The organism is Oceanobacillus neutriphilus, assembly GCF_014645515.1.
GTDB classification, from domain to species: Bacteria; Bacillota; Bacilli; order Bacillales; family Amphibacillaceae; genus Oceanobacillus; species Oceanobacillus neutriphilus.
This window is the reverse complement of sequence record NZ_BMLW01000006.1, coordinates 26,411-48,483: the sequence shown is the minus strand read 5'-3', so window position 1 is coordinate 48,483 and position 22,073 is coordinate 26,411. Positions and strand designations below refer to the sequence as shown.

General features: G+C 40.2%; 19 protein-coding genes. 12 read left to right on the top strand and 7 right to left on the bottom strand.

What is annotated here, in order from left to right; translation table 11 throughout:
* Positions 1-27: 27 nt before the first annotated feature.
* The 5 genes from IEX29_RS10870 to IEX29_RS10850 are packed head-to-tail and all read right to left on the bottom strand — an operon-like array spanning position 28 to position 5,026.
* Positions 28-1,080, bottom strand: coding sequence for a YkvI family membrane protein (locus IEX29_RS10870; protein ID WP_188734494.1), 1,053 nt, complete (start codon positions 1,078-1,080; stop codon positions 28-30).
* 13 nt (positions 1,081-1,093) lie between these two features.
* On the bottom strand, positions 1,094-2,200 hold the full coding sequence (menC, locus tag IEX29_RS10865) for an o-succinylbenzoate synthase (RefSeq protein WP_188734493.1): 1,107 nt from the start codon (positions 2,198-2,200) through the stop codon (positions 1,094-1,096).
* Positions 2,197-3,015 carry a GNAT family N-acetyltransferase gene (locus IEX29_RS10860; protein ID WP_188734492.1) on the bottom strand — a complete coding sequence of 273 codons (819 nt, stop codon included), beginning with the start codon at positions 3,013-3,015 and terminating at the stop codon, positions 2,197-2,199. Before IEX29_RS10860 ends, menC begins: the two co-directional genes overlap by 4 nt.
* Positions 3,012-4,151: an amidohydrolase gene (locus tag IEX29_RS10855; RefSeq protein ID WP_188734491.1), complete on the bottom strand. Its 1,140-nt coding sequence runs from the start codon at positions 4,149-4,151 to the stop codon at positions 3,012-3,014. The genes IEX29_RS10860 and IEX29_RS10855 overlap by 4 nt, the downstream gene beginning before the upstream one ends.
* A gap of 5 nt (positions 4,152-4,156) precedes the next feature.
* On the bottom strand, positions 4,157-5,026 hold the full coding sequence (locus tag IEX29_RS10850; protein WP_188734490.1) for a MurR/RpiR family transcriptional regulator: 870 nt from the start codon (positions 5,024-5,026) through the stop codon (positions 4,157-4,159).
* 375 nt (positions 5,027-5,401) lie between these two features.
* Between IEX29_RS10850 and IEX29_RS10845 the strand changes: the two genes are divergently transcribed.
* Positions 5,402-6,607, top strand: coding sequence for a hypothetical protein (locus tag IEX29_RS10845; RefSeq protein ID WP_188734489.1), 1,206 nt, complete (start codon positions 5,402-5,404; stop codon positions 6,605-6,607).
* Between the two features lie 192 nt (positions 6,608-6,799).
* Here the strand turns inward: IEX29_RS10845 and IEX29_RS10840 are convergent, their stop codons facing one another.
* Positions 6,800-7,549 (bottom strand): MurR/RpiR family transcriptional regulator, encoded by a 750-nt coding sequence (locus IEX29_RS10840; RefSeq protein WP_188734488.1) that lies wholly within the window; start codon positions 7,547-7,549, stop codon positions 6,800-6,802.
* Between the two features lie 149 nt (positions 7,550-7,698).
* Here IEX29_RS10840 and IEX29_RS10835 point away from each other — a divergent pair, with 149 nt between their 5' ends.
* From IEX29_RS10835 to IEX29_RS10810, 6 genes are all read left to right on the top strand, one after another.
* A complete protein-coding gene (locus IEX29_RS10835; protein ID WP_188734487.1) occupies positions 7,699-9,279 on the top strand; it encodes an alpha-glucoside-specific PTS transporter subunit IIBC in 1,581 nt (526 codons plus the stop codon).
* 24 nt (positions 9,280-9,303) lie between these two features.
* A complete protein-coding gene (locus tag IEX29_RS10830) occupies positions 9,304-10,629 on the top strand; it encodes a 6-phospho-alpha-glucosidase (RefSeq protein WP_188734486.1) in 1,326 nt (441 codons plus the stop codon).
* Between the two features lie 208 nt (positions 10,630-10,837).
* Positions 10,838-13,231 (top strand): penicillin acylase family protein, encoded by a 2,394-nt coding sequence (locus tag IEX29_RS10825; protein WP_188734485.1) that lies wholly within the window; start codon positions 10,838-10,840, stop codon positions 13,229-13,231.
* Positions 13,232-13,361: 130 nt separating this feature from the next.
* Entirely contained in the window at positions 13,362-13,538 is a 177-nt protein-coding gene (locus IEX29_RS10820; protein ID WP_188734484.1) for a hypothetical protein, read from the top strand.
* Between the two features lie 171 nt (positions 13,539-13,709).
* A complete protein-coding gene (locus IEX29_RS10815) occupies positions 13,710-14,513 on the top strand; it encodes a Zn-dependent hydrolase (RefSeq protein ID WP_188734483.1) in 804 nt (267 codons plus the stop codon).
* 11 nt (positions 14,514-14,524) lie between these two features.
* Entirely contained in the window at positions 14,525-14,974 is a 450-nt protein-coding gene (locus tag IEX29_RS10810) for a M20/M25/M40 family metallo-hydrolase (protein WP_229720178.1), read from the top strand.
* A gap of 125 nt (positions 14,975-15,099) precedes the next feature.
* Here the strand turns inward: IEX29_RS10810 and IEX29_RS10805 are convergent, their stop codons facing one another.
* On the bottom strand, positions 15,100-15,864 hold the full coding sequence (locus IEX29_RS10805) for a DeoR/GlpR family DNA-binding transcription regulator (RefSeq protein WP_188734481.1): 765 nt from the start codon (positions 15,862-15,864) through the stop codon (positions 15,100-15,102).
* Between the two features lie 249 nt (positions 15,865-16,113).
* Here IEX29_RS10805 and IEX29_RS10800 point away from each other — a divergent pair, with 249 nt between their 5' ends.
* The 5 genes from IEX29_RS10800 to phnX all read left to right on the top strand — a co-directional run bounded on the left by IEX29_RS10800 (position 16,114) and on the right by phnX (position 21,441).
* The gene (locus IEX29_RS10800) at positions 16,114-16,866 is read left to right on the top strand and encodes an ABC transporter ATP-binding protein (RefSeq protein WP_188734480.1); all 753 of its coding nucleotides are present in this window, start codon (positions 16,114-16,116) and stop codon (positions 16,864-16,866) included.
* Positions 16,859-18,484, top strand: coding sequence for an ABC transporter permease subunit (locus IEX29_RS10795; protein WP_188734479.1), 1,626 nt, complete (start codon positions 16,859-16,861; stop codon positions 18,482-18,484). The genes IEX29_RS10800 and IEX29_RS10795 overlap by 8 nt, the downstream gene beginning before the upstream one ends.
* A 20-nt stretch (positions 18,485-18,504) precedes the next feature.
* A complete protein-coding gene (locus IEX29_RS10790; protein WP_229720177.1) occupies positions 18,505-19,473 on the top strand; it encodes an extracellular solute-binding protein in 969 nt (322 codons plus the stop codon).
* An 82-nt stretch (positions 19,474-19,555) separates the two neighbouring features.
* A complete protein-coding gene (gene phnW, locus IEX29_RS10785; RefSeq protein ID WP_188734477.1) occupies positions 19,556-20,650 on the top strand; it encodes a 2-aminoethylphosphonate--pyruvate transaminase in 1,095 nt (364 codons plus the stop codon).
* Positions 20,647-21,441, top strand: coding sequence for a phosphonoacetaldehyde hydrolase (gene phnX / locus IEX29_RS10780; RefSeq protein WP_188734476.1), 795 nt, complete (start codon positions 20,647-20,649; stop codon positions 21,439-21,441). Before phnW ends, phnX begins: the two co-directional genes overlap by 4 nt.
* Positions 21,442-22,073 lie beyond the last annotated feature (632 nt).

Genomic DNA, 22,073 nt, shown 5'->3' with positions numbered 1-22,073 from the left:
TTTGAGAATCATGGTTACATAATATACTTAAACCCCAGCCTTACCTCTCCTGAACCAGGCAATAATCGCTGCAATAATCAAAGCGAATCCCAGATAGCCCATCGTAGAATATACCTTTCCGACAAGTGTTGTAAATCCGGCAAAGCTTGACACAAATCCAAGTAATCCAATGATGACCACAGCAGGTTTATAGGCTTTACTATCAGGTGAGATAAATCGTACCGTAAAGGAATAGAACATACCAACTGCCGTATTGTACATCATTCCAAGGAGGGCGATGGCCATAAGGATGCCGACAACCGGGTGGATTTGTTCTGCTAATGCAAGTGTTGGCATGTCCATTCCTGCAACAACATCTATTTTCACGAACATACCAATATGAATCAGGATAATCAATCCGCCCAGCATAACGCCTCCTAAAATACCTCCAAGGCCTGCAACTTTACGGTCTTTCTCGCCGCCGCTCATGACGATTAGTAATGCTGCACCTGCTGCCAGATTATAAGATACATAGAGAAAGGCGCTTAACAGCCAGTTCGATGCTGCAGAAGTTTGTTCTTTTGCTATCGTATCTGCTTCAGCAAGGGATAAATCCATTGTGAAAATGGAATAGATTAAAATGATAAAGATGATCGCAATTAAATAAGGTGTAATTGCTGCGATGATGCCGATAATTTTTTGTGTGTTTAATAATAGTGTCAGAATAGTCAATGTCACCATTATGATGCTTCCTGCCATGGTGTTAATGCCAAACATTTGCTCAAAGGTGGATCCGGAGCCTGCAAACATAACAACGGCCACACCGAATAAGAAAAAGGTAATCAAGATATCCAATATCGCTCCAATATAACGTCCGCCTATATAATAAATAACGCCTTTATGGGAGGATGCCTGCAGGTCTGTTCCCAGCTGGGCAAAGGTGTAGCCTAAAAAGATAAAGAGGAGGGTGGCAATAATACCACCGACCGTACCCCAGATACCGAAACTGGTGAAATATTGCATCACTTCCTGTCCTGAAGCGAATCCAGCCCCGACAATAAGCCCAACAAAAGCACTTCCTATTTGAAAACTCTTTTTCATCTGACTATCTCCCCTATTTGTAATCTTTCTTTGCTACGGTGTAGGACTCTACAGCTTCCCGATCTACTTCATAACCAATTCCGGCTGCTGTTGGAACCGTGATATAACCGTTTTCTGCAACAACTTCCGGTGTGATAATATCTTTTTCCCAATAACGGCTGGAACCGGCGGTATCACCAGGTAAGATAAAGTTTGGCAAGGTTGTTAAAGCAACATTATGGGAACGGCCGATTCCAGATTCCAGCATACCGCCGCACCATACTGGAATACCGTTTTCTGCACAGTAATCATGAATTTTCTTCGCTTCAGTTAATCCGCCGACCCGGCCAATTTTGATGTTAATAATTTTTGTGCTTCCAAGCTCGACCGCTTTACGTGCATCTTCTAATGAGTGGATGCTTTCATCTAAACAGATTGGTGTTTTGAGTTCCTTTTGCAATTGCGCGTGATCAATAATATCGTCGGATGCTAAAGGCTGCTCAATCATAGTCAGGTCAAAGTCATCTAACTTTTTTAACAGGTCAATATCCTCTAAACGATAGGCAGAGTTGGCATCTGCCATAATGGCTGTGTCCGGGAATTTTTCACGTAATGTACGCATCACGTCTACATCCCAGCCGGGCTTAATCTTTACTTTCATACGTTTATAGCCTTCTTGAATGTAGCCCTCTACTAAAGTGACGAGCTCATCAATAGACTTTTGAATGCCGATACTGATCCCGACTTCAATTTTTTCTTTTGTTCCCCCTAATGCTTTTGCGAGAGGCTGGCTGGTCTGCTGTGCATAAATATCCCAGACGGCACCTTCGAGTGTAGATTTTGCCATATTATTTTTTCGGATGGCAGCAAAGATTTCATTTACTTCATCCGGGTGCTTTAATTCTTTATTTAAAATAAGCGGGATTAAAAAATCCTCCAGCATATGCCAGTTGGTCTGCAGGGTTTCCTCGTTATACCATGGTGCGTGGAAGGCAACGGACTCTCCCCAGCCGATAGTGCCATCCTCATCTTTTGCTTCCAGTAATAAAAAATCCCGGTTTGTAAAGGTGCCAAAGCTTGTTGTAAATGGTGCTTTTAGCTTCATTTGTAAATGACGGATAGTGATTTCTGTGATTTTCATGATTGATTTCCTCCAAGGTCTAATATTTCTTTTCTTACAAAAATATATTTTCCGTAGTTTTCATAGGTTTTCAGTCGTACAGCTGCGTAGCCCACTTTAAAAAGTTTCTGAAACAGCTCTCTTGTCTGCAGTCTCCAATCCATTGCCAAATCTTGACTTGCCGCTTTTAATCCTTGGAAGTCCTTAGGTACATTGATGGAATAGGAATATTCAGTCAATTCAGCTGGTTGTTTTTCTTTGTTAAAGACGGGTAAGCCTGCCTGGTTAAAGGTTAATTTATTTAGAGCTGTCGGGTTCTCCGGGTTCACCGATTGTTTTTCAATCACATATGGGCTTTTTAGATGCCAATGGATTTCAAAGCGGTCTGAAGGGAGTCCTTTATTAAAGCCATCCTGCATTTCGCCGTAACAATTTTGAATATAGGTGTTACAAATACCGTTGAGCTTGGTGAGATTGAGATAGGCATTACGTGTTTCCAGCGGATCATATGTCCACTTCATCATGTCATAGCCTTTCTGGATGGCAATCTCCCGCTGCCTTTGCTTCAGCTTTTCCCCGATGCCCCGGGAACGGTACGCCGAGTCAATACCAAGCATATGGGAGCATAGATAGCTTTTGCCGTTATTGAAGCCTGCAAATCCATAGCTGAATCCAATTAGCTCTCCATCTGCATAAGCTCCGACGATGATGCCGCCATTTTTGACTGCGGTAAGCGTCTGGTGGGTGGGAAGAGTTGCCATTCCCCACACCCTGCCTTCAAGGTCTTGTATTTGTTCCATTTCTGCCATTGTTTTCAGTTCTTTATATTGAATCATTTTTGTATCGCTTCTTTCTTTGTCTGTTGTAGTGCCAGGACAAGTGCCCGTGTAATAATTTCTGTTCCGGTCGGCAGGCGTTCTTGATTAAATGTCATTTTTGGATGGTGGAGTCCTGGTGTAACCCCGCATCCGAGACCAAGCATCGTTGTTTGCAGCCGGGGCTTGGAATACGTATAAAAATGAAAGTCTTCCCCGCCTGGTGTGACGACTTCCGGCGCGCAATTTTCTTCTCCTGCCACATCGATAATTGCCTGCTTCATAATGGATTTGGCTGTGTCGTCAACTTGAGCTGCAGCAATATGTGCATCTACTTTATAATCAATGGAAACATCATACAGTGTACTGACAGCTTTAACAGCTTTTTCAAAGCCTGCCGTCAAAGCCTCCATTGTTTCATTTGTTTGTGCCCGTGCATCAATACTGAATATGGCACTGCCCGGAATGATATTTGTAGATGTACCGCCTGCCTGTATTTGTGTCATTTTGATAGAAGCAGATTCAGCAGGACTGATCCAAATTCGCTTCAGTCCATCAATCAGTGCAGCTGCAGCCTCAATAGCATTCGCTCCCTGTTCGGGTCTTGCGCCGTGTGCTTCTACACCATGAATTTCTCCTGTGAACAGCTTAGCTGCACCATGATGGAGTGCTGGTGCATAGGCTCCGTCTTCTAATTCTATGAGTGGACGGACATGTGTGCCGAACAAATATTGGAGCGGATCGACAACACCTTGGTCAACAAAAGCTTTTGCTCCCTGTGCTTTTTCTTCGGCCGGCTGGAAAAGGACACGGACAGCTCCAGGAAGAGTTGGTTCGAGCTCTTTTAATAAAAGCACTACGCCGAGAGCGACTGTCATATGGCCGTCATGACCACATGAATGATTTGCCTGGAATTCTCCATTGACCTCTTGCCATAAAGCGTCTATATCGGTTCTGAACCCAACCTTGGGAGTCCCTTTCCCGATGTCTACATATAATCCTGTCATATTGCTGAAAGTTTGTGGCTTTAAACCCTGCTGGCGCAGAAAGTGCACCAGATATGCTGTGGTTTCTACTTCATTCCAGCTTATTTCGGGATTATCGTGCAGATGTTTAAAGATTGGCTGTAATCGTTCTGCTAATTTTTGATTTGTCATTCCTTTCAACTCCATCTATCAGAAATAAAACTATTATTAAAATCATCAAAGTTCACGCGCTGCTTATCATAATAATCCGGATCAAATGTCATCATTCCTGTTACCATTAAATTAAGGAAGGAAATAAGCGATGGCATTAAATCAATCGTTGATTTTTCTGTCTGCTCCAATATAAAAGAATGAGAGCAGTGCTTTTGGATTGGTGCCAGCTTGGAATCTGTTATAGCAAGCACAGTTATTCCCTGTTTATGAAGAGCTTCCGCGATATGAATCGGCTCTTTAAAGTAGCGGTGCAAGGAAAGAACGATTACGACAGAGTCTTCATCTATTTCCTGCATTGTCCGGATAAGCTCCGGTGTATCTGTTTGAATAATAGATACATTTGGCCGTAGAATATTTAATGTGAAATGCAGCCACTGGACAGGGAATTGGGATGCACCGCCACCGATAATATATATATTTTTTGCTTGATGTAATTGATGGGTTGCTTTATAAAATAATTCCTTATCTATTTGTTTAGCAATTCTGTCAATTTGCGCGATATCTTTTTCCATTGCTTTCTCGATCAGGTGCTGGTCGTTAAACAGTTTCTTTTTTGCTGAAAAATAATTCCCCAGCGTACTGACAGTATTTTGGTTAAAAACAAATAAAGTAATTTTCTTTTGCAGCTGCGCGTATCCCTCAAGCCCGAGTGCATAACAGAAGCGGATAACGGTTGTTTCGCTTGTATCGGCTTTCTTTCCAACCTCGGCTGCGGAATGTGTGCCAACAAAGGTTGGATTATTTAATACGAAGTTCGCTATCTTCTGCTGTTTCTTCGATAAAGTATTAAAATGCGTTTCAATTAAGTCTTTAATTGGCTGGATATCTTCCAAAAAGAAGTCCCCCCTTCAATTTTAAAGAAAAAGAAGTTTAAACTTTTTAAAACCTTAACATAAATACGGAAGGATAACAAGTAATTTTCAGAAAAAATAATATAGAGTTATTATTATGACAGGAAGTCCGGTTGCTGATGATTTATCTGGAAAGAAGCGATCTCAGGCTAGTTGAAGTATTTTTCCCAGCTGCTTATTTTTTAAGAAAGATGTATTTTTTGAAGATAAATTAATATTTATTACATTACGGGCCATTTTAGATAGAGGCCGTTTAACTCCGATTCTACAAATGAAGTGTTTAAACATTCCATTTTTCGGTTAAAGGAACATAGTTATACCAGAAAATAGCATACAGAAAATAGAGGTGAACCCAAATTGAGCGAAACAACAGAATATATAGGTCTGATAACTGCACCAGGTTATCCAGAAGAAATAGGAGCGAGGCTGCAAAATGAATTGCCATCACTGCTTGAGTATTATGTAAAAGAAGAAATAGAATGGAAAATTGATTATATAGAAGATCCCTTGCTTGGCGGGGGTGCAAATTCTAAAGAAATACTGGAGGCTACCAAGAAAAAGAAAGAGGAAAAGGAATGGGCTTATGCCGTCTGTCTGACTGATATTCCTCTATTTATAGACAATAGAATGATTGTTGCTGAAGCAAATGAGGATGAAAGTATAGCACTGATCAGTATGCCCAGCTTTGGATCAACCTTGATGATCAGGCGTTTGCGGGAATCGGTTATGCAGCTCGTTAATGAAATGTACTACGGAAGCTCAGAGGAGAATCGGGAAATTTCTGCATTGCGTATCGAATCAAAGCGGAGCAAACACAAAGGGATAAATGTAGGTGATCCCAAAAATTTGATGACGAGCAGATTCCTTGGCTGGTTGTCTCCGCTTAAGCGTGAAACACCGAATGATGGAGAAGAGGAATACCTGGATGTGCGTTTTACGGTAGGACGCAGAGGAAGTATTTCTATCCGTTTATTGGCTGGAATGGTACGGGCAAATCGGCCCTGGTCTCTGTTTCCGACATTTATGAAAATCCTGATTATTGCTTTTGCTACGGGTTCGTATGCACTTGTTTTTCCGACCCTGTGGCTGTTAAGTGAGCATTATACGATTTTCAGAATGTGTTTGCTTACTGTTTTTTCTATATTGGCGATGACGGTATGGATTATTTTGATTCATCGGTTATGGGAGAGAAAACGGGATCAGAATATCAGCTATGTGCGAAGACTGTATAATGCAACGACATTTTTTACTTTATTGATTACGGTGTGTATTTACTATGTGATGCTGTTTTGTTTATTCCTGGTCGGTGTATTTGTTTTTATTCCAATGGGAATGCTTGAGGATCAGCTTACAGGAGATCCAGGACTGATCAATTATTTCTACATTGCCTGGATTGCTGCCAGTGTGGCTACAGTTATTGGTGCACTCGGTACAGCACTGGAAGATGAGGATGTTGTGCTTAATGCGACTTATGGCTACCGGCAGAGGCAGCGTCAGGAGCGGTTGAAGAAGGAAAGAGAGCAGCAAGGTGAAGAAAATGAGAATGAATCACTGACGAAATGATGTGAAGAAACAAGAAGACGAGCTTTTATGGGCTGGTCTTTTTTTTGCAAAAGAAAATTATATAATTCATAGTAATAGAATCTTATTCTTCACGCTACCATACTCTTGCAGAAATACATTACCTCCAATAACAGCTGCATTGATTAAATTATAATTTAATCAATGCAGCTGTTTCTTTATCAGTACATGTTTCTATCTTCCCATCTTCCACTCACTAAACTTCCTGACAATAATATCAAAAACAATATAGAACGGCAGAAAGCTCGAGTTGTCTACTTTATTATACAGATAAAATGGTGTGCTGTTTACATAGATATTAAACATTGCATTTTGAGCCAGTAAATTATTTCGCAATGTCGTTACGCTGATATATTTAATATTTCTTGTTTTAATCATATGAATGATTTCATCCAGGTTTTTAGACTCCCCAGATAAAGAAATAATAAATAACAGATCGTCCTTATCAATTTCCCCAAGTCCATCTGTAAAGTCCCGTTCACTTCGCATTACCTGTGATTTCTTATGGAGCGACCATAATTGCCTCTGCACATCATTTGCTAAATCCAGCTGGGCTGTTCCAGTACCGTAAATATAAATATAAGGAGCGCGGTCAATCAGCTGGTTTAGCTGGTGAAAGTCCAATTGCTCCATGTACTTCATTGTCTGCTGTATATCTTGTTTGAGCAGCTCCATTAAATCCTGGGTTGTTTCCTCGGTGAAATTGTTTAATTTAATATAAGATTTTAAATCACTATAGCCGTCCAAGCCTATCTTTCTAGTAAGGCGATGGATGGAAGAAATGGAAGTATGGGCATAGTTAGCCAAATCCTGAATTTTCATCGTTTTCATTTCATTAATATGCTCATGAATTGTTTTAATAATATGTAAGTCGTTCTCATTTAAATCATCATAGTATTGGTTTACTAATTTATCTAAAATCATCTCATTCACCTCTTCTTCTGAAAATATTTTCAATCTATGAAAATATAATCTAATGTTACTACGCTATTTCTAAACGCGTCAAACCCATTGGAATTTGAAAGCGCTGCCTTTATATTGAAATTATAGATTAAAACAAAGGGGTTTTGTTTATGAATGCAATCAAGCGGTTTGGCAGTGCGATGATTGTTCCCGTTCTTTTATTTGCGTTCTTTGGTATCGTTGTCGGACTTGCAACCTTATTTAAAAATCCGGCTATCATGGGGAGCATCGCTGAAGAAGGTACGATGTGGTATAACATCTGGTCGCTTATTGAAAGTGGAGGATGGACGATTTTTGATCATATGGAGCTGGCTTTTGTGATTGGGTTGCCCATTTCACTTGCTAAGAAAGCGCAAGCACGTGCAACACTTGCGGCGTTGATGGTTTATCTGGTTTTTAACAATTATATCAATGCTATTTTAACACTTTGGCCATCTACCTTTGGTGTAGATTTATCCCAGGGAGTTGAACATTTAACAGGTGTAAAAGAGATTGCCGGTATTCCTACATTGGATACAAATATCATTGGGGCTATTGCAATATCCGGTATTGTTATTTGGATTCACAATCATTTTTATGATAAGAAATTGCCTGAAATGCTGGGTATTTTCCAAGGACTTGTATTCGTTACCATTATTGGCTTTTTTGTAATGATTCCTTTTGCTTTTCTTATTGCATTTGTATGGCCGTATGTTCAGCAGGGAATCGGCTCATTACAGGGATTCATTACACAGGCCGGTTATCTTGGTGTCTGGCTGTTTCATTTTCTGGAACGTGTTTTAATTCCAACGGGTCTGCACCATTTTATCTACACACCGTTTGAATATGGACCGGCAGCTGTCAACGAAGGGTTAAAGCCATACTGGATTACCCATTTAAATGAATTTGCTACCTCAACAGCACCCTTAAAGGATCTCTATCCATACGGATTCTTAATGCATGGAAACATTAAAATGTTTGGCTGTTTAGGTATTGCACTCGCCATGTACTATTCAACACCTAAAGAAAATAGAAAGAAAGTACTTGCGTTAATATTGCCTGCTACATTAACAGCAGTATTTGCAGGAATTACCGAACCGCTTGAATTTACATTCTTATTTATCGCACCATATTTATTTGTTATCCATGCGCTTCTTGGGGCGACCATGGTGACGATTATGAACATGTTTGGTGTCGTTGGTATGATGGGTTCCGGTTTTATTGAAATAGCTGCGTTGAACTGGATTCCACTCTCTTCCAATCATGGAGGAATTTATATAGTCCAGGCTATTGTCGGGTTTATCTTTGTAGCATTGTACTTTGTCATATTCAGATGGATTATTATTAAATTCGATATTGCCTTGCCAGGCCGTAAAAACGAGAAGGAGGTTAAATTATATACGAAACAGGATTATCAGAATGCGAAACAAAATGGCAGTCAGGAAGAGGGAGCTCCTAAATATGATTCTGAATATGAAGAGAAAGCGGTCTATTATTTAGAAGGACTTGGCGGCAAAGAAAATATTAAAGATGTCACAAACTGTGCAACACGGCTGCGTGTGACAGTCAAGGACCCTGATCTGGTCAAAGGAAATGATTACTTTACAAATAACCAAATGGCGCACGGAATAGCGCAAAGCGGTCAAAGTATACAGGTGATTGTTGGCCTGAGCGTACCACAGGTAAGAGATTATTTTGAAACGAAACTTTAAACATATATGAGGAGGAATTTTATTATGAAAAAATTTAATATTACAGTTGCTGGAGGCGGAAGTACATTTACACCGGGCATTATTTTGATGCTGCTCGACTATCTGGATGAGTTTCCGATTGATACGATTAAACTCTATGATAATGATGGAGAGAGACAAAAAACGATTGCAGATGCATGTGAGATTTTATTAAAAGAACGGGCACCGGAAGTAAGCTTACTGGCCAGCACAAATCCTGAAGAAGCATTTACTAACGTGGATTTTGTTATGGCACATATCCGGGTCGGCAAATATGCTATGCGTGAACAGGATGAGAAAATTCCATTGAAGCATGGGGTTGTTGGTCAGGAAACATGTGGTCCGGGCGGAATTGCTTATGGTATGCGTTCCATTCCGGGAGTGCTGGAATTGGTAGATTACATGGAAAAGTATTCCCCGGAAGCCTGGATGTTAAATTATTCTAACCCGGCAGCTATTGTGGCAGAGGCAACCCGTAAATTAAGACCAAACTCTAAGATCTTAAATATTTGTGATATGCCGATTGGTATTGAAGAATTGATTGCGAAAAACTTAGGGTTATCATCACGTAAAGAGATGGAAGTAGATTACTATGGATTGAATCACTTTGGCTGGTGGACAGATATCCGCGACAAGCAAGGAAACAGCTTGATGTCCAAGGTGACAGAGCATGTGAGTCAGCATGGTTACGCGACAGATGGAACGTCTGAGTTGGAACAGCAGGAAAGCTGGAACAGTACACTTAAAAAAGCAAGGGATGTTCAAGTGCTTGATCCTGCAACAGTACCGAACACGTATTTAAAATACTATCTGTATCCAGATTATGAAGTTGCTCATTCCAATAAAGAATATACACGTGCTAATGAAGTAATGGCGGGCCGTGAGAAATTTATTTTTGAGGAGTGTCAGGCAATTATTGAGAACGGGACAGCGGAGGAAACAAAGCTGACTATTGACGAGCATGCTTCTTACATCGTTGATTTGGCAAAAGCAATTGCCTTTAATACAAAGGAACGTATGCTGATGATTGTAGAGAATAATGGGGCGATTATTAACTTTGATCCGACAGCAATGGTAGAGGTTCCTTGTATCGTCGGCAGCAAGGGGCCGGAAAAACTGGTTGTCGGTGAAATCCCAAGATTCCAAAAGAGCCTGATGGAGCAGCAGGTTGGCGTGGAAAAATTAGTAGTAGAAGCGTTTGAAGAAGGCTCTTATCAAAAATTATGGCAGGCCATCACCTTGTCTAAAACGGTGCCGAGTGCAAAAGTAGCAAAGGATATTTTAGATGACTTAATCGAGGCGAATAAAGCATTCTGGCCGGAGTTGAAGTAAATTACAAGGAACAGGGCAATATGAGCAATCCCGCTCATATTGCCCTGTTTGATTTCTGGCATGCTATGCTTTAACCAGCATCAGGGATATAAAAATGAATCATTCAGCATATATTCCATAATATAGAAATCTTGACATCCGAATCCAACATGCTATGCTTCTCATTAGATAGACATTAAAAAGAGCTTTACAAAGGGGGATCCTGTAATTGGGAAAGAAAGTCTATGAAACATCGATTAAGAAAAATAGATTCAGTAAAAAGAAAATCCTGCTCGGCATACTTGGTTTTATAGTTATCCTTGGTCTTGCTGTTTTTTTATTTGCAAACGGATACATAAATAAATCTCTTCCGGAAACGGAGGGAACAGTGGAGCTTTCGATGCTTGAGAATGAAGTTACCGTGATAACGGATGAAGACGGAGTGCCGCATATTCAGGCGGATAATGCCCGGGATTTGTATATTGCACAGGGCTACATCCAGGCAGACCGGCGGATGTTTCAAATGGAACTTTCCCGAAGACAGGCGTCGGGAACGCTGAGTGAGGTGATTGGCGAGGATGCTGTTAGTCAGGATAAATATTTCCGTACACTCGGGTTAAGACGTGCTGCCGAGGAATCCTATGAGGTATATTCTGAAGAGTCCATAGAAGTTCTGGAGGACTTTGCTGCAGGTGTAAATGCTTATATAGAGGAAGCGAAGGCAAATAACAGCTTACCAATTGAATTTAAATTAATGGGGTTTGAACCGGAGGAATGGACGCCGGTGGATTCATTGACGATTGGAAAGTATATGGCATTTGATCTTGGAGGACATTGGGAACAGCAGGCATTTAATTATTATCTGCTGAATGAATATGATGAGGAAAAAGCATATGAATTATTCCCTGCCTATCCAGAAAATAGACCAACAATCATTAAAGATGGTGAGCTGGATATTGCGGCAAGCTTTGAGGATGCAGTTATTCCTCATCCTTTTAATGGCAGTAATAACTGGGTTGTCAGTGGGGATAAAACAGCGTCAGGATTGCCTCTTTTGGCAGATGATCCGCATCTTGGGCTGGCTACTCCATCCATTTGGCTGCAAATGCATTTGGAATCAGAGGATGGGCTGAATGTGAGCGGAGTTATTTTTGCCGGCGTGCCGGGGATTATTCTTGGTCATAATGATCAGATAGCATGGGGAGTGACCAATACGGGTCCAGATGTACAGCAATTATATATTGAAAAGCGGAATCCGGATAATGCCAATGAGTTTTTATATGAAGATGCGTGGGAAGAGGCAACAATCATTGAGGAGCCGATTAAAGTAAAGGATGGAGAAACAATTCATTATGAAGTGACAGAAACGCGTCATGGCCCTATTATTTCAGAGTTTGCCGAAGATACCGGGAAAGAGACAGTGCTTTCCTTAAAGTGGACAGCGCTGGATGCAAGTACGGAATTAGAAGCGATTATGGAGATGAATCGTGCAGCTGATTGGGAGGAATTTGAAGAAGGACTGGAGAAGTTTCTCGTTCCGGCACAAAATTTTGTGTTTGCATCTCAGGATGGCACCATTGCCTATAAAGCAAATGGCAAAATCCCGATTTATGAAGATGGAAAAGATGCTTTATTACCATTAAACGGCTGGGAAGCAGAGAATGAATGGCAGGATTTTATCCCATTTGATGAGCTTCCTGCTGTCGTGAACCCGGAAAAGGGCTTTATTGCAACTGCCAATAACAAGATTGCGCCGGATAACTACCCTTATCATATCAGCAATGTGTGGGCGCAGCCATACCGCTATGAACGGATTGAAGAAGTGCTGGAATCCGGCGATAATTTTACAGTGGAAGATATGCAGAATCTGCAAATGGATCAGACGGATTTAAGGGCAAGGGAATTTGTTCCTTTCTTCCAGGAAACATTGAGCGATATAGAATTGACGGAGCAGGAACAAAAAGCCCTAAAACTGCTGGCAGATTGGGATTTTACAGCAGATAAGGATAAGCCGCAGCCGCTGATTTTTGAGCATTGGATGCAGGAGATTCAAAATGAAATCTATGAAGGAAAAATTCCCGATACGATGAGAGACTTATTTTCAACAGAGTCCCAATCGATAGATAATATGCTGCGATTGGACAGAGATGGAGAGCAGTCAATCTGGCTGGATGAAAATGGCGGCGTAGAAAATGTATTGCATAGCTCTTTGCAAGCAGCCTTGGAAAAGCTGGAGGAAGATTATGGGGAGGAAATGTCTGCATGGACGTGGGGTGACTATCATCAAGTTCCATTCAATCATCCACTATCAGGGGTCAGCCCATTTTTAGCATTTTTCTTTAATAAGGAAGATGCTATCCCAGTTGGAGGAACTGGTGTGACACCAATGGCTGCCAGCTATAATTCAAAAACAGGAGAAGTAGATCACGGCGCTTCCTGGCGCTTTGTGATAGATGCTGATGATATGAATGCAGGATATCATATTGTTGGGCCCGGGCAGGACGGTCATTTCAGAAGTGAGTGGTATCATGATCAGATGAGTGATTGGGTTGAAGGGAATTATCATGAGACGAGGATGGATGAAGCGGATGGTTTGGAGTTAAAACTGGTTCCAGAGGAATGAATAATTCCGCCTGATTATAATTGACAATGAATATTACTTGTTTGAAAATTTGATATATTTACTATTGTTAACAGAGAGGATATTTGTTAAACTAACTTTACTTTTAAAATTACGGATAGGATGTGACGAAATGGAAAACGAGCCGAAGTTAGCTGCTTTTGTAAAATTGCATAACCTGATAATATATTATTCTGAATACAGGGATATGCCAGCGGAAGATGATTTTGATTTCTTTAAAGAAGTGGAAGAGTGCTGTAAAACTTTGGAGATAAATTACGAAGATTTTCTAAAAGAAATGGAGTTTTAGAATAGAATAAAAAATTATATAATTGTTGTTAAAGACAAAAAGCCAACTAGTTTTAGTTGGTTTTTATATTTTATTTTTCTGAAATTTGTGTATCATTCAGTTAACAGCAATTATTATATAATCTATAAGTTATAACAATAAATCATTTGAAAACGGAAGGAGTCAGCTGACTTGGACTTTAAAAGAATGGAACAGACTTTGAAAAATATTAATTCATTCAGTGAAGCAGGTGAAGGTATCAACAGACTGGCTTATACAGATGTTGAGCGTCAGGCTGCTGCTGAAATTGGAAGAATCTGCGAGCTGGAAGGGATGGCCGTTAAATTTGATTCTGTGGGGAATCTTATCGCCAAGCGGGAAGGGATGAATCCGGAGCTGCCAGCTGTTGCATTCGGCTCGCATATTGATAGTGTATACGAAGCTGGTGCATACGATGGGGCCTTAGGGGTTGCAGTTGCAATAGAAATTATACGCAGTATGAATGAGGCAAATATTCAAACAGAACATCCATTGGAATTAATTGTTTTTGCCTGTGAGGAGTCAGCAAGATTTAGTTTTTCAACATTGGGCAGTAAAGCAATTGCCGGTTTATTGAAAAAAGAAGATATAGCTGACTTACAAGATAAGGATGGTATTTTTTTGAGGGATGCCTTCAAAAAACACGGGCTTCATTTAGATAAACTTAGTGGGGCAAAACAAAGAAATGGAGCATATAAAGCTTTTTTTGAGCTCCATGTTGAACAAGGACCTGTATTGGAGGAAAAAAATATACCCATTGGTATTGTGACTGGAATAGCAGGTGCGACAAGATTTCAGTTAAATATAGAAGGAGAAGCTTCACATTCTGGAACAACTCCGATGAGTTACCGCAGAGATGCTTTTTTGGGGGCAGCTGAAATCGCGCTTGCAATTGAAAAAGCAGCCAAAGCTGAAAATCTGTCGGGACGGTTGCTACTGTTGGTGTTTGTGATGTAGAGCCGGGAGCGATGAACGTTATTCCTGGCAGGGTGAAGATGCAAGTAGATATTCGCGGGATTTCAGAGGAGTCGAAGAAAATGGTTATTCAAAAATTATTTCAATCGATAAAAGATACAGAGGAAAAACGCGGATTAATTATTCATCATATAAGAACAAACGATCAGGCTCCAGTCGTGTTAAGTGAAGAAGTTATCCAGGAATTAAGCAAAACCTGCGATGAAAATGAATATGCTTATCAGCTGATGCCAAGCGGTGCTGGACACGATGCCATGAATATGACAAAACTATGTCCGGTGGGGCTGGTATTCATCCCATCAGAAAAAGGATTGAGTCATAACCCTAAAGAGTATAGTTCGATAGAGCAAATTGCACCGGGAGCAATTATTCTAAAGAAGGAAATATTGAAATGGGCAGGAGTGGCAGATAGACCTGCGGAACAGAAGAAAATAGTGCAATAATAGAATTTATTTACAGATTCCAATAAAAAACTAAACTGCGTAGTAAGATAAGAGCCGTACGTTCTCTTAGTTACACAGTTTAGTTTTTCATCCCCCTCTAAGTCAGTGAATCAAGTCTCTTTTCCTCACTCACTGGATATAATTAACTCTGTCCTCACCTTATCAAATCGTTTCACAGTTTCTTCATCTGCCCTTTCGTCCGTTACAATATAATCAATCTCATCCAGCCCGGTAATATTTACAGTAACATTCCTTCCAAATTTGGAGCTGTCCGCAGCAACATAGACCTCCTGAGAAAGCTCAACAATCTTCTTGCGGGCAAGCGCTTCCTCCACGTTATAATCGGAAATTCCCTTATCCATCGTAATTCCGCTTGCGCAGATAAAGGCTTTCTGTATGTTTAATTGATGAAAGTTAAATAAGTAATCATAGGTTACAACAGATCGCTCATTTTTTCTGACTTTCCCGCCTATTACAATGAGTTCAACAGCGCTGTTCATTAATTCCAGAATGACAGGGACAGAGTTTGTAATGACTGTCAGGTTCCTTTTATCTTTAATATATTTTGCGATTTGATAAGTCGTCGAGCCGCTGTCTAAATAGATGCAGTCCCCATCCTCAATAAATGACTTACATTTTTTTGCAATGGCTGTTTTCTCATCCAAATGGGTGATCATCCGCTCTTCCATGGAAGCTTCACCGAACTTTGGCTCCGCCAATTTGACGCCACCATATATCTTTTTCAGTTTTCCTTGTTCGGCAAGGGTATTTATATCTCGGCGCAGTGTGTCTATTGAGATTTCCAGCTCTTCCTTAAGCTCCGGCATCTTCATTACTTTTTTAATCATTAATAGATCAATCATTTTCTTTTGTCTCTCAACTGGAAGCATTTTATCCTCCTCATAGTAACGTTTTGAATGGATTATTCTTTATATCCAGTTTACGGGTACTTTGCGATGTAATCAATCTATTTACATAAAATTTAGAATGAATTATGCCCAAGTCTAAGTATATTAAATTATAAAATGTGCATAAGTTATGCTTGATATGTTCATAATTTACATATTCTTAACACGATAAGGGATTTATCTTAATATTCGTTTTATATGATGGAGGTAACTCAGGAGGAGGTGGTCAGTTTGCTGGAACTGCAAAATATTAGTAAACAATTCGACCAGAAAGTTGTTTTAGAAAATATTGACCTGAAAATCAACAGCGGTGAAATTGTATCACTGCTTGGACCCAGCGGAAGCGGGAAGACAACCTTATTGAATATTATCTTGGGACTGACCAGGATTGACCATGGAAAAGTTATTTTTAATAACGAGGATTTGAGTAATGTAGATATGAAAAATCGTGGATTTAATATAGTATTTCAAGATTATGCGCTGTTTCCACATTTAAATGCATATGAAAATATTGTTTATGGGCTGCGTAATAAAAAAGATACTGCATCAGCGGAGGAGGTCAGGGAATATATTGAATTTCTGGAACTGAAGCCGCATTTGAAAAAGAGAATTGGTGAGTTGTCAGGCGGACAGAAGCAGCGGGTTGCCTTGGCTAGAACCTTAGTTACGAAACCGAAGCTGCTGCTTTTGGATGAGCCGTTAAGTGCATTAGACGGTGTGATCAAAGAATCGATTAAAGAAAGAATTAAATCAATTGCCAAGGAGTTTAACCTGACAACGATTATTGTGACACATGACCCGGAGGAAGCTTTAACCATATCGGATAAGATCTTGATTATTAATCAGGGAAATATTTCGCAGTTTGGCACACCATATGAAATTATTAATCAGCCGAAAAATGATTTTGTGAAAGATTTTATTTTAAGACAGCTGCAGATTAAACGGCAAAATATCTATAATTTATTTGGTGAAAAATATGCATAATGCAAAACCGGAAATGCGGACTATCTTTATCATTATCTTAATATTGTTTTTTGCCTTTCTGATAGCTCCGCTGCTTGCCTTATTTTTCCGCTCATTTGTCACTGACGACGGGGGAGCTGGGTTTTCAAATTATATGGAAGCTTTGTCAAATAACGCATTAATCAGTGCAATAGGCAATAGCATCAAGGTTTCAGGTGCGACAGCCATCATTACTACGACGCTGGCATTTACTTTAGCATATGCCGTCAATTGTACAAGAATCTATCAACCTCTAAAAAGTGCTGTGAAAGTCGGAATTCTTATCCCAATGCTGATTCCTACGATTACTTACGGGTTTGCAATTATGTATACCTTTGGAAATCAGGGATTATTGACAAAGCTTTTTGGCAGAAATTTATTTGAAATCTATGGATTTAACGGATTGTTAATTGGATATGTTATTTATACTTTGCCTGCAGCGTTCCTGTTAATCCATAATTCTTTCAAATATATTGATAAGAAATTTATTATTGTATCCAAGCTGATGGGAGACAGGACGTTAAGGAGTTTTCTGAACACTGTTGTCCGTCCATTATTAGGAGCTTTGGGAGGGGCATTCGTTTTATCCTTTATCCTCAGCTTCACAGATTTTGGGATACCGGCATCCGTAGGCGGAACATACGACGTTGTTGCAACGCAGCTTTATCAGGCAATGCTTGGCTCCATTCCAGACTTCAGTCAGGGTGCTGTGATTGCTGTACTGATGTTATTTCCGGCAGTCGCAGGTGTTATTCTATTGAACTATCTCGAAAGATTCAATTTTCATTATGATAAGTTCAGTGAAACAGAACTAACACCAAGTAAATTTAGAGACAGTTTCTTTGGAGTGACCGCCGCTATTGTCCTGCTGGCGATGCTTTCTGTATTTGCGGTAATGTTTATTACGCCATTTGTGACGGCATTCCCTTATGATTTAAGCTTTACATGGCAGCATATTACTGGCATCTTCCAGTCGAATGATCTGGTTTCGGTTTACAGGAATTCACTTATTGTCGCGGTTTTAACCGCTGTGTTAGGTACGGTTATCACGTACGGAGCAGCGCTTCTAAATGCGCGTACACCGATAAAAGGAAAACAAGCCGTCGATATTTTTTCGATGATTACGAATACAGTGCCTGGTATGGTGCTTGGGCTGTCCTATTTACTGCTCTTCAATAACAGCAGTTTAAAAGGAACCTTTCTCATTATTGTCTTATGTAATATCATGCATTACTTTACAACACCCTATTTAATGGCGAAAAATGCGTTGACAAAGATGAATCCGGGCTGGGAAACTTCAGGAGAATTGTTGGGAGATAACTGGATTAAAACGGTATATCGTGTTATTTTACCAAACTCTGTATCTACTGTTTTAGAGATGTTCAGCTACTATTTCGTCAATGCGATGGTAACAATCAGCGGCGTTATCTTCCTGGTATCTGCCCAGACAACTGTTGTAGCAAGCAAAATTAATGAACTGCAGCATTTTGCAAAGTTCAATGAAATATTTGTTTTATCAGTACTAATTTTCTTAACCAACTTATTGGTCAGAGCTGTGTGTGATGCTCTACAAAAAAGAACTGCAATCTATAAAAAGTGAGGGGAAATATGTTGAAATCAATGAAAAAGTTAATCCTGGGAGCAGGAATTGGTTTAGCGTTTGCCTTAGCAGGATGTGGCGCACAAGGCAGTGACGATGTCGTCATTTATACCAATGCAGATGAAGAAGCAACGTCAGCAATGGAAGCCGCATTAGATGATGCGGGCTATGAAGGGGAATATATTTTGCAGTCTCAAGGAACATCTGAATTGGGAGGAAAACTGCTGGCAGAAGGAGACCAGATCGAAGCAGATGTAGTTACAATGAGTTCTTATTTTCTGGACAGTGCTCAGGAACAAAATGATATGTTTGCAGATTTAACTTTTGAAACAGAGGCATTAGAGGAGCATCCTCCTTATTACACGCCCATTTTAGGAAATACAGGAGCTATCTTTGTAAATACGGAAGTACTGAAGCAGCGTGGCTTGGAAGCTCCAAAAAGTATTGCAGATTTAGCAAAGCCTGAATACGAAGGACTTGTATCCATTCCAAACATCGATGATTCTTCAACCGCATGGCTGATGGTACAGGCTGTAATCAGTGAATATGGGGAAGAAGGGAAGGGAATTTTCCAGAATCTGATTGCGAATGTTGGTCCGCATCTGGAAAGCTCCGGCTCCGCCCCAATCAGTAAAGTTCAGGCTGGGGAAGTGGCTGCCGGATTCGGACTCAGACATCAGGCGGTTGCAGCGAAGGAATCAGGAGCACCAATTGACTTTGTTGATCCGACAGAAGGGAATTTCTCACTGACGGAAGCAATAGCAGTAGTGAAAAAGGATGATGATGAGAAGACACAAAAGGCAATGGATATGGCAGAGGTTATCTCGACAGATGCAAGAGAAGAACTGTTAACCTACTATCCTGTTGCTCTTTATGAAGGAGAAACCGTTGACGAGGCACATAAGCCTGCACATTCAAAAACATTTGAGCAGCCATTGGATGTAGAGTTATTGGAACAGCATCAGGAATTCTTTAATTCTGCAAAATAAGAGGCAGGACGAGGCTATTAAAATGTTTTTATCGGAACGGAATCTTTAAACCTTCCTATTCTACAAAAAGGAGCGATATATTTTGGAACAATATAAATTATTAACACCAGGTCCACTAACAACAACCGCTGCAGTGAAGGAGGAAATGCTCTTTGATCGTTGTACATGGGATCAGGATTATAAGAATATTACCCAGAAAATCCGGACGCAGCTGCTTGATTTGGCAAAGGCTTCACCAGAGGATTATACAGCTGTACTGATGCAGGGAAGCGGTACATTTACTGTTGAATCTGTCATGACAACCGCAATAAATAAGAAGGAAAAAGCATTAATTATCACGAATGGTACCTATGGGGAACGAATTGTAGAAATGGCTGATTATATCGGTTTAAATTATAAGCATTACAGTGTGGCATATAATGCTTATCCCGATGAATTGGAATTAAGGTATATTTTAGAAAATGATATAACGATTACTCATCTGGTGATGGTGCATTGTGAAACAACAACAGGTATATTGAATCCGGTTGAAATGATTGCCGGACTTGCCAAGGCTTATCATAAGACACTGATTGTTGATGCAATGAGCAGTTTTGGCGGTATAGAAATGGATATTCCAGATCTGGGGATTGATTACTTAATCAGCAGTGCAAATAAATGCATCCAGGGCGTGCCGGGTTTTGGTTTTGTTATTGCCAAGCTGGACAAATTGCAGGCTTGTGAGGGAAATGCAAGCAGTCTCTCCTTAGATTTATATGACCAGTGGAAGACAATGAATAAGGATGGGAAATGGCGTTATACTTCGCCCACGCATGTGGTAGCAGCATTTTCTAAAGCAATAGATGAATTAATTGCAGAAGGAGGGATTCCGGCAAGATTTCAACGTTATCAGCGTAATAATCAGCTGCTGCGGGAGGGGTTAGAAAAGCTTGGATTCCGGGCTTATATACCGAATAAGAGACAGTCACCGATTATTACGACATTTCTGTTTCCAAATGATGTGTTTGCATTTGAAGATTTTTATCATTATGTGAAGGAAAGAGGCTTTGTTCTTTACCCTGGCAAGCTGACAGAAATCAATACGTTCCGAATCGGCAATATTGGAGAAGTTTATGAAGAAGATATAGAAAGATTATGCAATGTAATCCAAGAATATATGGGAGTGGTGGTTAAATGAATAAAGTAGAAGGCATCATCTTCGATTGGGCAGGAACAACAGTTGATTTTGGCTGTTTCGCACCGGTAAATGCATTTGTTACGGTATTTAAAAAGGCTGGAATAGAAGTAACCATTGAAGAAGCAAGAGAGCCGATGGGTCTGACGAAGATTGATCATGTCCGGACAATGCTGTCTATGCCGCGAATTTCAGCTTTATGGAAGGAAGAGTATGGACGGGAGTTTACGGAGCAGGATGTAGAGAATTTAAATGCTGACTTTGAATCTGCCCTCATGGAAACATTGGCGGCGTATACGGACCCGAAGCCGGAGGTACTGGAAACGATAGAGCAGTTAAGGAAGCAGGGCTTGAAAATTGGCTCCAGCTCAGGCTATACACAAAAGATGATGGAAGTGGTTGTTCCAGAAGCAGAGAAAAAAGGATATCGCCCGGACTTTTATATTACCGCTGACGGAACAGGCGGATTGGGACGACCATATCCGTATATGGTTTATCGAAATATGGAAGCTTTGAAACTGACAGCAGCCCGCCATGTGGTTAAAGTGGGAGATACTATTCCCGATATAGATGAGGCATTAAACGCAGAAGTCTGGTCTGTAGCGGTTGTTATCGGCAGCTCGGAAATGGGATTAAGTGAAGAGGAATTTGATGCGTTATCTGAAGCAGAGCAGGAAGAATTGATTATTGGCATAGAGAAGACTTTTATAGAGCATGGTGCTGATTATACGATTCGGACGCTTGGAGAGCTGCCTGGAATTATTGAGGAGATTAATCAGCGACTTCAGAAATAAGTACATTTTTAATTTTGCTAAATAGTGTATCTGTATAATATGATGAAAAACAGCTGTGTCGTACTTTTTACAAAGTATCAGACACGGCTATTTATTTTCTTTACGTATTTACATTTTAAACCGCATCTTTATCCGCTTGAACTTGATTACGGCCATTCTCTTTAGCGGCATACAAAATGCTTTGTCCGCCTTATTGAGGAGCTCCTCCAACGTGAATTCCTCGCCAGGTAAATCAGCTCCTGCTAACCCATGCTGATGGTAATAGTGAATCAGATAGTTTTACCTATTTTTTCTAAATAATACTATAAAATGCTTGAATGTCTGATGAGTATTATGTAAAAAATTAGAGTTTTTACAATCCTATTTACAATTAGTAGGCATTAAGCTACACTGTAAAAGAAAACTAAAATTTCTACAATTTTAAATTTTTACATAAAAATGGACGTTTAAGAAGCCCCGAATTAGAAACAGCCGGTCAAAATCGTAATGATCTTCATCGTAGCGAGCAATCTTAGTCCAAGCTCCTTCTTACCAGAACAAGTTGACAAGTCTCCATAGAATGTGGTGCCTCCAAGCGTGCTATACTCCGTTAAGAAAGCGGTTTCGTAATAAGGTTTTACCTCATCGTTTAT

Excerpts from the sequence above, each read along its gene's own strand:
- IEX29_RS10870 (WP_188734494.1), bottom strand. The coding sequence starts at position 1,080 with ATGAAAAAGAGTTTTCAAATAGGAAGTGCTTTTGTTGGGCTTATTGTC.
- menC (WP_188734493.1), bottom strand. The coding sequence starts at position 2,200 with ATGAAAATCACAGAAATCACTATCCGTCATTTACAAATGAAGCTAAAA.
- IEX29_RS10860 (WP_188734492.1), bottom strand. The coding sequence starts at position 3,015 with ATGATTCAATATAAAGAACTGAAAACAATGGCAGAAATGGAACAAATA.
- IEX29_RS10855 (WP_188734491.1), bottom strand. The coding sequence starts at position 4,151 with ATGACAAATCAAAAATTAGCAGAACGATTACAGCCAATCTTTAAACAT.
- IEX29_RS10840 (WP_188734488.1), bottom strand. The coding sequence starts at position 7,549 with ATGATTTTAGATAAATTAGTAAACCAATACTATGATGATTTAAATGAG.
- IEX29_RS10835 (WP_188734487.1), top strand. The coding sequence starts at position 7,699 with ATGAATGCAATCAAGCGGTTTGGCAGTGCGATGATTGTTCCCGTTCTT.
- IEX29_RS10830 (WP_188734486.1), top strand. The coding sequence starts at position 9,304 with ATGAAAAAATTTAATATTACAGTTGCTGGAGGCGGAAGTACATTTACA.
- IEX29_RS10820 (WP_188734484.1), top strand. The coding sequence starts at position 13,362 with ATGGAAAACGAGCCGAAGTTAGCTGCTTTTGTAAAATTGCATAACCTG.
- IEX29_RS10810 (WP_229720178.1), top strand. The coding sequence starts at position 14,525 with ATGAACGTTATTCCTGGCAGGGTGAAGATGCAAGTAGATATTCGCGGG.
- IEX29_RS10805 (WP_188734481.1), bottom strand. The coding sequence starts at position 15,864 with ATGCTTCCAGTTGAGAGACAAAAGAAAATGATTGATCTATTAATGATT.
- IEX29_RS10795 (WP_188734479.1), top strand. The coding sequence starts at position 16,859 with ATGCATAATGCAAAACCGGAAATGCGGACTATCTTTATCATTATCTTA.
- IEX29_RS10790 (WP_229720177.1), top strand. The coding sequence starts at position 18,505 with ATGAAAAAGTTAATCCTGGGAGCAGGAATTGGTTTAGCGTTTGCCTTA.
- phnX (WP_188734476.1), top strand. The coding sequence starts at position 20,647 with ATGAATAAAGTAGAAGGCATCATCTTCGATTGGGCAGGAACAACAGTT.